The 13758-nt window shown below is 65.8% G+C and carries 12 protein-coding genes; 5 read left to right on the forward strand and 7 right to left on the reverse strand.

The features are described 5' to 3' along the window. Window positions 1-89 precede the first annotated feature (89 nt). Window positions 90-2534, reverse strand: coding sequence for a hypothetical protein (locus ACOI1H_RS08850; protein WP_422436744.1), 2445 nt, complete (start codon window positions 2532-2534; stop codon window positions 90-92). A 139-nt stretch (window positions 2535-2673) separates the two neighbouring features. On the opposite strand from ACOI1H_RS08850, the gene ACOI1H_RS08855 reads away from it, so the two are divergent. Further along, entirely contained in the window at window positions 2674-3336 is a 663-nt protein-coding gene (locus tag ACOI1H_RS08855; protein ID WP_422436746.1) for a thiamine diphosphokinase, read from the forward strand. On the opposite strand, the gene ACOI1H_RS08860 is transcribed toward ACOI1H_RS08855, so the two are convergent. The 6 genes from ACOI1H_RS08860 to ACOI1H_RS08885 form a co-directional block, all read right to left on the reverse strand. Further along, on the reverse strand, window positions 3227-4186 hold the full coding sequence (locus ACOI1H_RS08860; RefSeq protein ID WP_422436748.1) for a DMT family transporter: 960 nt from the start codon (window positions 4184-4186) through the stop codon (window positions 3227-3229). The two genes, ACOI1H_RS08855 and ACOI1H_RS08860, sit on opposite strands and share 110 nt — an antisense overlap. Beyond that, window positions 4183-5130: a DMT family transporter gene (locus ACOI1H_RS08865; protein ID WP_422436749.1), complete on the reverse strand. Its 948-nt coding sequence runs from the start codon at window positions 5128-5130 to the stop codon at window positions 4183-4185. The genes ACOI1H_RS08860 and ACOI1H_RS08865 overlap by 4 nt, the downstream gene beginning before the upstream one ends. A 69-nt stretch (window positions 5131-5199) precedes the next feature. Then, entirely contained in the window at window positions 5200-6573 is a 1374-nt protein-coding gene (locus ACOI1H_RS08870; RefSeq protein ID WP_422436751.1) for an L-serine ammonia-lyase, read from the reverse strand. Beyond that, window positions 6573-7241 carry a glutathione S-transferase family protein gene (locus ACOI1H_RS08875; protein WP_422436753.1) on the reverse strand — a complete coding sequence of 223 codons (669 nt, stop codon included), beginning with the start codon at window positions 7239-7241 and terminating at the stop codon, window positions 6573-6575. The genes ACOI1H_RS08870 and ACOI1H_RS08875 overlap by 1 nt, the downstream gene beginning before the upstream one ends. A 50-nt stretch (window positions 7242-7291) precedes the next feature. Further along, window positions 7292-7810: an isoprenylcysteine carboxyl methyltransferase family protein gene (locus ACOI1H_RS08880; RefSeq protein ID WP_422436755.1), complete on the reverse strand. Its 519-nt coding sequence runs from the start codon at window positions 7808-7810 to the stop codon at window positions 7292-7294. Beyond that, window positions 7807-8907: a type III polyketide synthase gene (locus ACOI1H_RS08885; protein WP_422436757.1), complete on the reverse strand. Its 1101-nt coding sequence runs from the start codon at window positions 8905-8907 to the stop codon at window positions 7807-7809. Before ACOI1H_RS08885 ends, ACOI1H_RS08880 begins: the two co-directional genes overlap by 4 nt. A gap of 153 nt (window positions 8908-9060) precedes the next feature. Here ACOI1H_RS08885 and rpiA point away from each other — a divergent pair, with 153 nt between their 5' ends. The 4 genes from rpiA (at window position 9061) to hflC (ending at window position 13754) form a co-directional block, all read left to right on the forward strand. Continuing rightward, the gene (gene rpiA, locus ACOI1H_RS08890) at window positions 9061-9849 is read left to right on the forward strand and encodes a ribose-5-phosphate isomerase RpiA (RefSeq protein WP_422436759.1); all 789 of its coding nucleotides are present in this window, start codon (window positions 9061-9063) and stop codon (window positions 9847-9849) included. 161 nt (window positions 9850-10010) lie between these two features. Further along, on the forward strand, window positions 10011-11501 hold the full coding sequence (locus ACOI1H_RS08895; protein WP_422436760.1) for an FAD-dependent oxidoreductase: 1491 nt from the start codon (window positions 10011-10013) through the stop codon (window positions 11499-11501). A 76-nt stretch (window positions 11502-11577) separates the two neighbouring features. After that, entirely contained in the window at window positions 11578-12774 is a 1197-nt protein-coding gene (hflK, locus tag ACOI1H_RS08900; protein ID WP_422436761.1) for an FtsH protease activity modulator HflK, read from the forward strand. Beyond that, complete coding sequence (gene hflC, locus ACOI1H_RS08905; RefSeq protein WP_422436762.1) at window positions 12774-13754, forward strand: protease modulator HflC; 981 nt, start codon at window positions 12774-12776, stop codon at window positions 13752-13754. Before hflK ends, hflC begins: the two co-directional genes overlap by 1 nt. Window positions 13755-13758: the final 4 nt, after the last annotated feature.

Consider the following 13758-nt stretch of genomic DNA (forward strand, 5'->3'; position numbering starts at 1 on the left):
TCCTTCGTCCGGGACCGGTCTGACGTCATGGCGGCACGCAAAAAGGCGAGGGGATATCCCCTCGCCTTTCGTTTTGCGGTGTCCCGCGCTCAAGCCCCTGCAGCGATCGCCTCGGGCTTGAACCGGTTGCCGTCGGTCACCGTGAAGCGGCCGTTGCGGGATCGTTCGATCCGGTTTTGCCGCAGCAGGGTGCCGAACGACCGCAGCCCGTCTTCGCGGCTGAAGTCCTCGGTCACGGTCTGACGCACCTTCTGCATGATATGCGGCCGAGAGAAATCCTCCGACCCTTCGACGTAGGCCGTGTAGGCGGCAGCCGCTTCCAGCAGATCCTGAAGGCTGGTCGCCCCCATGCTTTCAGCGAATGCGGCGAAGTTGTCCGCATCCTCCGCCGGTGCCGGACTGGTCATCGCGACCCGCCGCGGTTGGACCGGTGTGGGGGCCGGTGCGTCTTCCAAATCGATGCGCTGGCTTGCGACCAGCTTCAACGGGGCAGGACGCGGGCGTTCGCTGCGTTCGACGGCGGCATCGGCGCGCGGTGCGCGACGGGGGCGCACCACCTGTTCGAGGTCGTCACGAAAGACTCCTTCAGGTGCGACCGGCGTGACGGCCTTGTCGCCCAACTGCCGTGCCGCTTCCGTGGCGGCAACCGCGGCCTTCAGGTGCGCGATCGCGTTGCGGCGGCGGCTCGCTTCGGGATCGGCAAGCTCTTCGTTGGCCTGCGACATGATCCGCGTCATCTCGGCCTCTGACGGATCGGGCAGCGGGTCGCGACGCATCTTCGGTGACTGCTCGGCCGCATCGAATGGTGGCGTGGCAGACGTCGCCAAGGGCGCGGCGGTCGATACGACGATCTCTGCCTCGTGCTTCAATGCGGCAAGCGTACGCTGCAGGTCCGCCTCGTCCTCTTCAGATAACGTGCTGCCGGCAGGGGTGCGATCGAATTCGGGCAGGTCCGAAGCACCATCGAGGGCCGCGACAGACGTCTCGAATGTCGTCGCCGCAGAGCCGGTATCAAGGTCGGTTTCGGGCTGGTCTTTGGCGATGGCCGGTCCGTCGGCTTCGCCGTCGATGATCGGGCCATCGATGATCTGGCCGTCGATCATAGGGCCGTCGGCTTCGTCGTCGAAATCGATGCCCGCGGTGTCGAAATCCAATGGGTCGGATGCATCATGTGAAGGCGCGGCTGCATCCATGTCACCCTGCGTTTGCCGGCTCTTCGCAAGCATTGCCGAGATCGAGGCGGTGGTGGTGGCCGCGTCGTCGCGCGGTGCCGTCTCCCGCTCCGGCACGGCGGCTGGTGTCGGCTCCGCAGCAGCGGCCTGGTCCTCGGCGTCATTCATAGGACGCGGACGACGGGTCACCCGCAGGATGCGGCCGCGTGGTGCCGGCTGCGCCGGGGGCTGCGCATCTACCGTTCGGTCTGCGACGGAAGACTCGGCTTCTGGCGCAGCGGAGGGCGTTGCATCCCGATGAGGCGACCGCAGGCCGGCGCGCTGCAGATTGCGCAGAACCGCGCTGATCTGATCGTCGGTCTCATCCGCATCCGCATCCCGCGTCGGCGCTTCTGCGTCGGTGCCGGCATCGTCGTCGTCGTCCTCCGCGAGCACCGCTTGATCGTCGGCCTCCGCCTGCGTGGGCTCGGTCTTGGCGACGTCGTCCAGACCATCGAAAACGGCGATCGCCCGCGCGATGACCGCATCGGTCTCGCTGTCTGACATCGAGGGCGCAGAGGACGGGGCAGCATCCAGTTCAGGACGGTCGTCCACGTCATCGGTCGTCGTGACGTCTGGATCGGCATCCTGCGCCGTGTCCTGTCCAGCATCGGCCATCTGCGAGTCGGAGTTTGCGGGATCGGCCACGGCGTCGGCCATGGGTCTGGCGGTGTCCGGCGTATCGACGGCCTCCGGCAGGTCTTCCAGATCCTCCACGAACGGAGAAGGTGTCGCCACGGGTGGCACCACACCGCCGACGACTGCGCGAATACGCTGCAACTTGGCTGCAACGCTTTCCGAATCCGGGTGGGCCGGCACCTCTGCGCGGGGACGGGCGGGTTCATCCTGCGTCAGATCGGCGTCCTGTGCCACGGCACGGGCCTGTTCGCGAATCCCGTCGCGCCCTTGCGGGCGGCGCGGGGCGGGTGGCATGACGGGTGCGGCGTCGCCATCATCGGCGGCCCCAGCTTGATCGGCCGGATCGGTCTGTGACTGTGGCGCAGCTTGCGAAACCGGTTGGTCCGTGGACGGGGTTGCCTGGGCCGCCACCTGCGTCTGCGGTGTTGCGTCCGACACACGCAGGACGATCCCGGTGTCGCTGGTCCGCATTTCGACCCGGCGAGAGATCTCGCGTTCTGCGATGCGGGTCAACATCTCGGCATCGGGCGTGGGGGGCTCGGCTCCGAAATACCGGTCGCCCGCAGCCAGGTCACGGAAATATTCTGCGATCGCCTTCATCGTTGAGAAGGAATCGTCGAATCCCTCCAGCGTGCACGAGAAGGTGCCGTAGGAAACGGTAAGAATCTTGCTCGACTCAACCATGCTTTCGCTCGCTTTCTGCCAGTCCCAGTGACAGCCTGTTTACCAGCAATTGGTTCGCAAACCGGAACGGTGCAACGGTCGCGAGGGGTTGATTCCATGTCACTTTCAAGGAATGTCGTCCCCAAAGGGACAATATACCATGATCACCACGATTGTTCACGTCGCATCCCCAGTCACGCTGATCGGTGGTGCCGATCTAGACGACAGTGACCTTAACATCTGCCTAAAGGTTGCACCATCCGTTGTCGCCGCCGATGGCGGGGCTGATCACGCCCTGCGCAAGGGATTGCAGCCGCTTGCGGTGATCGGCGACATGGATTCCGCCAGCCCTGCCGCGCGGCAGGCCTTTGCCGATGTGCTGCACCCGATCGACGAACAGGACACCACGGATTTCGAGAAATGCCTGACCCGGATCCAGGCCTCCCTGATCATGGCGGCGGGGTTTCTGGGCGGACGGCTGGATCACACGCTATCGGTGCTGGGCGTGCTGGCGCGGCTGCGGGCCTGTCATGTCGTCCTGATCGTGCGAGATGACGTCTGCGTCCTGTTGCCCGAAGGGAACAGCGTCTGGCATCTGAGGCCGGGCGACCGCGCGGCCCTGCTGCCGTTGGGTCCGGCGCGCGTGACGAGTGACGGGTTGCGCTGGGACCTAGCGGCGCGGCGGATGGCACCGGACGGGGTCGTCAGCAGTTCTAACGCGGTGGCGCGGCCTGTCGTGCGTCTGGACGTGACAGGCCCGGTGCTGCTGACCCTGCCACGGGCGGCATGGGCTGTCGTGACAGATGCCGTTCGCGCGCGATGACGTAAAGCCCGGCGGCTACGGTGATCGCAATTCCGAGTTGCGCCACACCGTCCGGCAGATCGCGGAACATGATCCAGCCGATCGCGACGCCGAACGGAATCTCGAGATACTGCATTGGGGCCAGGGTTGCCGCCGGGGCGAGCGTCAGGCTGGCCGTCATCGCAAGCTGGGCCCCGACCCCCAAGACGGCCATGACGGCAAGAAGCGTCCAGTCGGACCCGGTGACGGGCAGGGCTGTCAGGCCCGGACCCGGCCAGACCAGCAGTGCGGCCCCCACGACAAGGCTGCCCTGCCAGCCGCTGATCGCCTGCATCCGGATCGCGCCAAGCCGCCCCGACAGATGCCGGGTCACCAGCATGAACCCGCAAAAACTTACGGCGACCCCCAGCGGCAACAGCGCCGCCGCACCGACCGCGCTGAAGTTCGGCTGGATCACCAGCAGCGTGCCGACAAAGCCCACGGCACAGGCTCCGATGCGATGGGCACCGACCGCCTCTGACAGCAGAAACCAGCCCAGCAGCAGAGCGATGAAGGGCATGACGAAGGCGATGGCCAGCGCATCGGCCAGCGGCAGGACACGTAGGGCCGCAAACATCAGCCCCATGCCGGCGACATGCAGCAGGCTGCGCAACCAGACCCACGCGCGGGTGCCGGGCGGCGGACGCAGGGACGTGCCGTGGCGGACGCAGACCGGTGCAAGCAGGATCGCCTGCGTGGCGAACCGCGCCAGCATCAGCACCAGCAGGCCGATGCTGCCGCCCAGCAGCTTGGCCATGCCGTCGCCCAAGGGAGCCGCGAGGCAGAACAGCAGCATCAGCCCCATCCCGGCAAGCGGGCGATCCGGCTTCATGGGGTGGGGTCTTGCGGGGTCAGGCCGACCGCGATGGCGACGGTCGCGGGTTGCCGGGCCGTGTGTCTTTCGCGTGCGATGATGTAAAGGCCGGACCCCACGATCACGGCTATGCCGACCCATGTCAGAACGTCCGGGAAATCGGCGAAGATCAGATAACCGAGGGCGACGGCGCTGACGATCTCGAGGTAGTGGAGCGGTGCCAGTGTAGCGGCGGGGGCGGCGCGCAGGGCGTAGGTCATCATCAGATGCGCCACGGCCGATGCGGCGCCTACGCCCGCCAGCCAGACCCAGGCGAGGCCTTGCGGCATGATCGGCGACAGCGTCGGCCAGTCGCGTCCAGCGGCCAGCAGCATGACCGGCAGGCAGATCGCGGTGGCGACCGTGGCGGTGTGATACTGCATGGCGATCGGATGCATCCGCCGCGACAAGCTACGCGTGACCAGCATGTAAAGCGCGAAGAACAGTGCAGTGCCCAGTGGAAACAGCGCAAGCGGGCCGAAGGCGGCAAGGCTCGGTCGGATGATCAGCAGCGATCCCGCGAACCCCACGGCGCAGGCGGCGATCCGGCGCGGTCCGACGGGGTCGCGAAACAGCAGGTTGCCGAGGATCAGCAGCAGGAACGGCTCCACGAAGGCGATGGCGAGCGCGTCTGCGATGGGCATGACGGTGAGGGCGGCGACGAAGCAGTAGGTCGAGGCGATGAGGCAGAGCGCCCGGGCGATCAGCGCCCAACCCGACCCGCGCGGCAAGCGCAGTGACTGACCGAGCGCCAGACACACCGGAGCCATCAGGGCTGCCTGCACGACAAATCGGGCGGTCGTGATCTGGCCGACCGGCAGCGTCTGCGCCGCTAGCTTGGACGCCGCGTCGATCAGCGGGGCCGTGGCGCAGAAACCGAGCATCAGCACGATGCCGGGCAGGATGCGGTCGGTGTGGGTCATAGATCGGCCACGCACCTGCCGAACCCACGCCGAACATTCAGGACAAGGCCGCGTGTGCCGCGCGGGCCTTCAGCAATTCGGGACATTGACGGCCAGACCGCCAAGGGCGGTCTCCTTGTATTTCTCGCTCATGTCGGCACCGGTCTGGCGCATCGTCTCGATCGCCGCATCCAGCGGCACCAGATGCACGCCATCGCCCCGCAGGGCAAGGCTGGCCGCAGAGACCGCCTTGATGCACCCCAGGCCGTTTCGTTCGATGCAGGGCACCTGCACCAGACCCCGGACCGGATCGCAGGTCATGCCAAGGTGGTGCTCCAGCGCGATTTCCGCCGCGTTCTCGATCTGCGCGGGTGTGCCACCCAGCACGGCGCAAAGCCCGGCGGCGGCCATTGCGGCAGCGGACCCCACCTCGGCCTGACAGCCACATTCGGCACCGGATATGCTGGCGTTGAACTTGATCAGCCCACCGATGGCGGCGGCGGTCAACAGGAAGTCTGGGACCCGGCTTGCCGCAGCCCCCGGCACGTGATCGAGCCAGTAGCGGATCGTCGCAGGCACGACGCCGGCCGCCCCGTTCGTCGGCGCGGTGACGACCTGACCGCCGGCGGCGTTTTCCTCGTTCACCGCCATGGCGTAGGCGGACATCCAGTCGTTGATGGTATGCGGTGCGGGCTGATTCAGGCCGCGTTCGGCCAACAGGGCGTCGTGAATGCCCTTGGCCCGGCGCCGCACCTTCAACCCGCCCGGCAGGATTCCATCGGTTGCAAGGCCCCGGTCGATGCAGGTATTCATCACCGCCCAGATCCGCTGCAACCCGTCGTCAAGGTCGGTGACCGTGCGACGGCTCAACTCGTTCTCGCGCTTCAGCCGCGCGATGGTCTTGTTGGATGTCTCAGCCATCTGCACCATCTCGGCCGCCGTCTTGAACGGCCAGGGGACCGGCGGTCCGTGATCGGTGTCCTTGCCGGCGGCAAGTTCGGCGTCCGTCAACACGAAGCCGCCGCCAACGGAATAGTAAGTCACTTGGGTAATCGTATCACCCTGCGCGTCCAACCCCTTGAAGATCATGCCGTTCACGTGGCCAGGCAGGGCAGGACCGTAATCGAAGATCAGGTCGTCCTTGGGGTGGAACCGCAGCACGGGCAGCCCGTTGGGCGCGATGGTATGGGTGTCTTTGACCGCGGCCAGCGCGGCCTCTGCCGCGTCGGCGTCGTAGGTGTCGGACCTTATCCCGGCAAGGCCGAGGATGACTGCCCGATCCGTGGCATGGCCGACCCCGGTGAAGGCCAGGCTGCCGTGCAGCGAGGCGCGCACGCCCGCCACCGCGAAGGGCTGCGCGCGCAGGTGATCGAGGAACCGCGCGGCGGCGACCATCGGGCCGATGGTGTGCGACGACGACGGACCGACCCCCACCTTGAACATGTCGAAGACGGACAGAAACATCAGCAGGGGCGTCCTTCAGGCGGATCGGCAGGATGCGGGTAGGAAAAAGGCGTCGAACCCAGGCCTTCGGCAGCGGCGGCGCGGCGGACGGCAGGCATCGCCTCGAACACCTGCGCGAACAGATGCAGGCGGGGCCAATGAGACAGGTCGAACCATTCTGTCGGTCCGCCGTAAAGCGCCGGCCAACGCAGCATCGGCGCGAGGTAGCACATCTGAAGAACGTGGTCCGGGGACCATTCCGCCTCGAGCAGGTCGAGGTGTTCGGCGATGCGGTACCGCGCGGCGTGTCGCAGGCTGGAGGGTGCGGCCGGCAGGAACCGTTCAGGATGGAACAGGGTGCGCAGCGTCGGATGCAGCGTGTTTGCCATCCAGAACAGCCAGCTGAGCGCTTGGCCCCGGTCAGGCGCATCGGCCGCCGGAAACAGCTTGCCCGGCCGCTGATCCGCCAGCCAGAGGAGGATCGCACCCGTCTCGAACACCGGACCATGCGGTGTTTCGAGCGTGGGGATCAGGCCGGCGGGATTGAGGGCGAGATATTCGGGATCCCGCTGGCCCGCATTGGCGCGGTCCACCAGCGTCGTTGCATAGGGCATCGCTGTGAACTCGAGCGCCAGCCGGACGCAGAGCGAGGCGTTGTCAGGGGCGTAATGCAGGCGGAGGGATTCCATGCGCAGACACTAACCGCCCACGGCGGTGGCGTCAGTCCGAAAGCGACACACTAGATGCGCGCTTGGCCATCCGCGTGACGGCCCTTGTTGCGCAACGCGGCATCCTCGACCCCGATACGATGATAAAGCATCGCCGCGTTCAGGACCGTAAAGACGACGGCGACCCAGATGAGACCCAGCACCAGGGGGGCCACGATGATCTCGGCCACGACAAGCGCATAGTTCGGATGCCGGATGAACCGGAAGGGGCCGCGCGTCACGATCGGTGCGTCGAGGACGATGATGCGCGTGGTCCACCGCGCCCCCAGCGTGCCGAGGATCCAGGCCCGGAACACCTGCAACACGGCATAGACCGCCAGCCAGCCCATGTGCAGCGTCTGATGAAAGCCGAACACGAGAAGCGCTAGCAGCCATGCGGTGTGCATCGCGACCATGACCGGATAGTGGCCCGCGCCGACCTCGCGCGCGCCGCGCGACATCAGGCGGGCCGTGTTGCGATGGGCAATGACCAGCTCGCCCAGCCGCTGCAGGACGATGAAGGCCAGAAACAGGACGGTGCCGGTCGTCACGCGGCGACCGTCATGGGCAGCAGCGCGGCCGTGAATCCCGGCCCGAGCGCGCAGAGTGCCAGTCGGCCGGTCTGACCGCCTTGCAGCACATGCTTGAGGACGAAGAGCGCTGTCGGCGCGGACATGTTGCCGAAATCGCGCAGGGTGGCCCGTTCGGCGTCGAGCGTCCCGGGCGTCAGGTCCATCGTCGCCTCGATCGCCTCGACGACCTTTGTGCCGCCGGGGTGACAGACGAAGCGGTCGACCTGGTGCACGTCCAACCCGGCCTCATGCAGCATGGACAGGACGGCGGGCCGGAATTCTGCGGTGACGAAACCGGGGATGGACCGGTCGAAGATCACGCCGAGGCCGGTGTCGTCCACGTCCCATCCCATGATCGGCAAGGTGTCGGGAAACAGATGCTCGTGCCCCTCGTGCAGTGCAACCTCGCCTGCGCTGCCGGTGCCGGCACCGATTACCGCGGCGGCGGCACCGTCGCCGAACAGGACTGTCGCGATGACATCGGACTTTTGCAGGCGATCGGACCGAAACGAGAGCGAACAGGTCTCGACCGCGACCATCAGAACGGTGCTGCCGGGATCGGCGGCGGCAAGGCGGCGTGCGATCGACAGGCCAGACACGCCACCCGCACAGCCCAGCCCAAAGACCGGCACCCGGTGCACGTCGCGGCGAAAGCCCATCGCCTTGGAAGCCTGCGCCTCGAGCGTCGGGGTGGCGATGCCGGTGGACGAGACGGTCACGACGGTGTCGACCTGATCGGCGGTCAAGCCGCTGGCCTGCAAGGCATCGCTGGCAGCCGCGACAAACAAGGCAACAGCACCGGTCATGTAGGCGGCTCCGCGGTCGGACCAGCCGTGATCCTGTGCATACCAGTCCATCGGCATCACGCTGTAGCGCGTGTCGACGCCGGCATTCTCGAACGCCGGGACCAATTTTTCGAAGAATGGATATGTCGGGGCCAACAGGGCGCGGGCCCGGTCCAGCACGTCGGATTGGGTCATCACATGGGGTGGAACGGCGGTGCCGATGCCCTTGAGGACGGTGACTTGACGCGCACCCGCCCGCGCACTGTCCTCGGTGGAAACCTGCTGCAACATTGAAAAAACCTTTCGGCCGTCGTTCAATGAACGAAAACCGCAGTCGAAGGGTTCCGTGCCACCGGTCCCCTGCTTTGGCCGCACGAACCGTTTCCCCCTGTCGCGGTGCGCGTCCTGCGTTATAACGCGCCCGTCAAGCCAAGGAGCCAGCCCATGCCCGCAGATCTGTCCCCCATCGACAAGGCGAAATTCGTCGCAGCAAAACGTGCCTGCGACTTTGTCCAATCCGGCATGAAGCTGGGGTTGGGCACCGGATCGACCGCCGCCTGGCTGGTGCGTTGCCTGGGCGAGCTTGTCCGCGACGAAGGCCTTAAAATTCAGGGCGTGCCGACCTCCAGTCGCACGGCGCAACTGGCCCGCGACGTGGGAATCCAGGTGATCTCTCTGGACGAGGCGAAGTGGCTGGACCTGACCATCGACGGTGCGGACGAATACGACCACGCGCTGAACCTGATCAAGGGCGGCGGCGGCGCGCTGTTGCAGGAAAAGATCGTGGCGACTGCCTCGGATCAGATGATCGTGATCGCCGACATTTCCAAGAAGGTCGAGACGCTCGGGGCCTTCCCGCTGCCGATCGAGGTGATCCCTTTCGGCTGGCAGACATCCAAGGCGCTGGTCGAGGAGGCGCTGATCGGCATGGACGTGCTGGGGACCACGTCGTCGCTGCGGATGAACGGGCACACGCCCTTCATCACGGACGAAGGCAATCACATCCTCGATCTGCACCTCAACCGGATCGGCAATGCGCGCCAGCTCAGCCTCGTGCTGAACCAGATACCGGGCGTCGTCGAAAACGGGCTGTTCATCGACATCTGCGACATCGTCATCACCGGCTATGGCGACGGGCGGGTCGAGGTGCAGGACATCAACAAGGGCCAGACGGACGAGACGCGCTACGACTTCCTCGACGACGACAACCTCTTTGCCGATCCGGACCACTAGCGTTTGCACGTCGCGATGACACGCGCGGATGAGTGGACCGGGGGCGACGATCCGGCAACTGATGGGCCAAAGCGCCCCGGACACGTTTGCGCAAGGGGCGTTGGCCTTTCCCGGTCGATGCGTCTAGGTTGACGGCGGCATTTGCAAGAACGGAGCCCTTCATGTCCTTCGACTACGACCTTTTCGTCATCGGTGGCGGCTCTGGCGGGGTGCGCGCCGCACGCATGGCGGCCGAGACGGGCGCAAAGGTCGGCCTTGCCGAGGAATCCCGCATGGGTGGCACCTGCGTGATCCGCGGCTGCGTCCCGAAAAAGCTGATGGTCTATGCGTCGGGCTACGCCGAAAAGGTGGTGGAGGCTCAGGGCTACGGCTGGGATGCGACGGTCGGCGACTTTGACTGGACCCGGTTCCGGTCGAAGCTGCACAAGGAACTCGACAGGCTGGAACAGGTCTATCGCAACCTGCTGAACGGATCAAAGGTCGATATCCACGACTGCCGTGCGGTGCTGAAGGACGCCCACACCGTCGCGGTGGCCGACGGTACAACCGTCACGGCAAAGCATATCCTGATCGCGACCGGCGGCCATCCGACGCGCCCCGAGATGGAGAACTGCGATCTGGGCATCGTGTCCAACGACATGTTTCTGTTGGAAAAATTGCCGAAAACGCTGTTGATCATCGGCGGTGGCTACATCGCCTGCGAATTCGCCTGCATCATGGCGGGGCTGGGCGTGAAGGTGACGATGTATCACCGCGGCGCACAGATCCTGAAAGGCTTCGACGACGAGGCGCGAGGCCTGCTGGCGGAATCCATGCGTCATCGCGGTATCGACCTGCACACCGGCACGACGGTGATCGAACTTTGCCCGGCCGATCAGGCACCGCGCGGACCGACCCCCGCCGGATCGGACGCCGCCGCCGGTGCCACGGCTACGATGGGCGCGCCCGCGGGAGAATCCAGCGCGCTGGCCGGCAATCCGAAAAGCTTTACCGATGGCCACGCGGCAGGGCCGATCTGGACCCGGGCGACGAACGGGGACGAGACGGTCTTCGATCACGTCCTGTTCGCGACGGGCCGTGCGCCGAACACGGACGGCCTCGGACTGGCAGACGCCGGCGTGACCATCGGCCGTCACGGCGAAATCGTCGTGGATGAATACAGCCAGACGAACGTGCCTTCGATCTATGCCATCGGCGACGTGACCGACCGGGTGCAACTGACCCCCGTGGCGATCCGCGAGGGCATGGCCTTCGTCGAGACCGTCTTCAAGGGCAACCCGTCGCCGGTGGATCACGACCTCATCGCCTCTGCCGTCTTCACCCAGCCCGAACTCGGCACCGTGGGCGAGACGGAGGACGATGCCATCGCCCGCGGCGAAGAGGTGGAGATCTATTCCACCGCCTTCCGCCCGATGCAGACCGCATTCCTTGATACGCCGCAGCGGGTGCTGATGAAGTTGATCGTCAGCGTTGAATCCCGCAAGGTGCTGGGGTGTCACATCGTCGCGGACCACGCGGCCGAAATGATCCAGATGGCGGCCATCGCGATCAAGATGGGTGCAACGAAAGAGGATTTCGATCGCACCTGTGCCGTGCATCCGACGATGGCCGAAGAGCTTGTCACCATGCGCAAGCCGGTACGCACAACTTGAATTTCCGGGCCGGTGGCCCGATTTGAACAAAGACGGACCCGAACAGGGTCGTAGCATCAAGGAAGACTGACACACGATGGCAGGCAATGGCGGGGGCCCCTGGGGGGGCGGCGGCGACGACAATCGGGGCAACGGCGGCGGCAACGGTGGGACTCCTCCGCCGCGACCACCGCGCAGGCCGGGTGAAGGACCGCAGATTCCCGAAATCGACGAACTGATGAACCGGGGCCGTGAACAATTGCGCGTGCTGATGGGCGGTCGGGGCGGCAAGGGACCGAACGGCACCGGCGGCGGCGGCGGCCCGATGCTGACACGCGGGACCATCGGCCTTGGCGTGCTGGCAGCGGTCGTGCTGTGGGGCGTGGCATCGTTTTATACCGTCAAGCCCGACGAGCAATCGGTCGAGCTGTTGTTCGGACGCTACCAGTCCACCAACGGGCCCGGCCTGAATTTTGCACCTTGGCCATTCGTGACGCGTGAGGTCATTCAGGTCACGACGGAACGGTCCTTCGATGTCGGTGAAGGCCGCACGGGAGAAGAGGCCGGACTGATGCTGACGGGCGACGAGAATATCGTCGACATCGACTTTCAGGTGGTCTGGAATGTGAAGGATGCAGAGGATTTCCTCTTTACCCTCGCCGATCCAGCCGTGACCGTGCAGGCCGTGGCTGAATCCGCCATGCGAGAGATCATCGCACAGACCGACCTTGCACCGATCCTGAACCGGGACCGTGGCAGCATCGAAAGCAGGCTCTGGACCGATATCCAGACGACGCTCGACAGCTATGCAGCCGGCATCAACATCGTGCGGGTCAACTTCGACCGCGCCGATCCACCAGAGCCGGTCATCGCGTCGTTCCGTCAGGTGCAGGACGCCGAGCAGGAACGCGACCGTCTGCGCAATGTGGCCGACGCCTACGCCAACCGGGTCGAGGCGGAAGCCCGCGGCCAGGCCGACCAGTTGATCCAGCAGGCCGAAGGCTACCGCGCCCGCGTCGTCAACGAGGCCGCCGGTGAGGCGAGCCGTTTTGCCGCCGTGCTGTCCGAATATGAGAAGGCCCCCGAAGTGACCCGCAAGCGTATCTACCTCGAAACGATGGAAGACGTGCTGGGGGGGATCGACACGATCGTCCTCGACGGCGAGTCCGGGCAGGGTGTCGTGCCTTACCTGCCGCTGAACGAGCTTGGCAGCAACGCGGGCCGCGCCGCCGGTCAATCTGCCGCACCTGCCGCAGCGACGACCAATGTGACCACACCCGGAGGGACGAACTGATGCGTAAATCCGTTTTGCTATTGCCGGTTCTGCTGGTCTTCATCGTGGTCGGCGTCTCGTCCGTCTATTTTGTGGACGAACGGCAGAAAGCGCTTGTCCTGCAATTCGGCCAGATCGTGAAGGTGCAGGAAGCTCCGGGACTGGGGTTCAAGATTCCCTTTATCCAGAATGTTGCGCGCTATGACGACCGCATCCTGTCGCGCGACCTTGAACCGCTTGAGGTCACGCCGTCGGATGACCGTCGTCTGATCGTCGACGCCTTTGCGCGCTACCGAATTTCCGACGTGGAACAGTTCCGCCGGGCCGTCGGTGCCGGAGGAGAGGAGCTTGCCGCACAGCGTCTGGACGGCATCCTGCGCACCGTGACGCGGAACGTGCTGGGCACCGTGTCCAGCAACGACATTCTGTCGGTCGACCGCGCCGCATTGATGCTGCGCATCCGTAACGACGCGATCCGGCAGGCCGCAAGCCTTGGCCTGGAGGTCATCGACGTCAGGCTGAAGCGCACCGACCTGCCGTCGGAAAACCTGAATGCCACCTACGAACGGATGATGGCCGAACGTGAACGCGAAGCGGCCGACGAGGTGGCGCGCGGGAACGAGGCGGCACAGCGCACCCGCGCCGCTGCCGACCGGACCGTGGTCGAACTGACCTCGGAAGCAGCGAGGACCGCCGAGATCACCCGAGGCGAGGCCGATGCGGAACGCAACGCGATCTTTGCCGAAGCCTTCGGGGCGGACCCGGAATTCTTCGAATTCTACCGCTCGATGGCGGCCTATGAGCGCTTTGCGGAGCAGGGTCGATCCTCGATGGTGCTGTCCCCGGATTCAGAGTTCTTCAATTACCTGCAATCCGACCAGGGCCGCGTGGCAAACCTGACGATCACAGGCCAGGACGACGCGGCGGCCGCGCAAGACACCGCGGAGCCAGAGCCGGAGGCAAGCTTGCTGCCGACGACGCCGGCGGATGCCTCGAACTGACGCC

The sequence above is a fragment of the Loktanella sp. DJP18 genome, assembly GCF_049310965.1.
Lineage (GTDB): Bacteria > Pseudomonadota > Alphaproteobacteria > Rhodobacterales > Rhodobacteraceae > Loktanella.

What these genes read in the sequence shown, in the direction of transcription:
- ACOI1H_RS08850 (WP_422436744.1), bottom strand. Translation starts at nt 2,534, where the DNA reads ATGGTTGAGTCGAGCAAGATTCTTACCGTTTCCTACGGCACCTTCTCG.
- ACOI1H_RS08855 (WP_422436746.1), top strand. Translation starts at nt 2,674, where the DNA reads ATGATCACCACGATTGTTCACGTCGCATCCCCAGTCACGCTGATCGGT.
- ACOI1H_RS08860 (WP_422436748.1), bottom strand. Translation starts at nt 4,186, where the DNA reads ATGAAGCCGGATCGCCCGCTTGCCGGGATGGGGCTGATGCTGCTGTTC.
- ACOI1H_RS08865 (WP_422436749.1), bottom strand. Translation starts at nt 5,130, where the DNA reads ATGACCCACACCGACCGCATCCTGCCCGGCATCGTGCTGATGCTCGGT.
- ACOI1H_RS08870 (WP_422436751.1), bottom strand. Translation starts at nt 6,573, where the DNA reads ATGTTTCTGTCCGTCTTCGACATGTTCAAGGTGGGGGTCGGTCCGTCG.
- ACOI1H_RS08875 (WP_422436753.1), bottom strand. Translation starts at nt 7,241, where the DNA reads ATGGAATCCCTCCGCCTGCATTACGCCCCTGACAACGCCTCGCTCTGC.
- ACOI1H_RS08885 (WP_422436757.1), bottom strand. Translation starts at nt 8,907, where the DNA reads ATGTTGCAGCAGGTTTCCACCGAGGACAGTGCGCGGGCGGGTGCGCGT.
- rpiA (WP_422436759.1), top strand. Translation starts at nt 9,061, where the DNA reads ATGCCCGCAGATCTGTCCCCCATCGACAAGGCGAAATTCGTCGCAGCA.
- ACOI1H_RS08895 (WP_422436760.1), top strand. Translation starts at nt 10,011, where the DNA reads ATGTCCTTCGACTACGACCTTTTCGTCATCGGTGGCGGCTCTGGCGGG.
- hflK (WP_422436761.1), top strand. Translation starts at nt 11,578, where the DNA reads ATGGCAGGCAATGGCGGGGGCCCCTGGGGGGGCGGCGGCGACGACAAT.
- hflC (WP_422436762.1), top strand. Translation starts at nt 12,774, where the DNA reads ATGCGTAAATCCGTTTTGCTATTGCCGGTTCTGCTGGTCTTCATCGTG.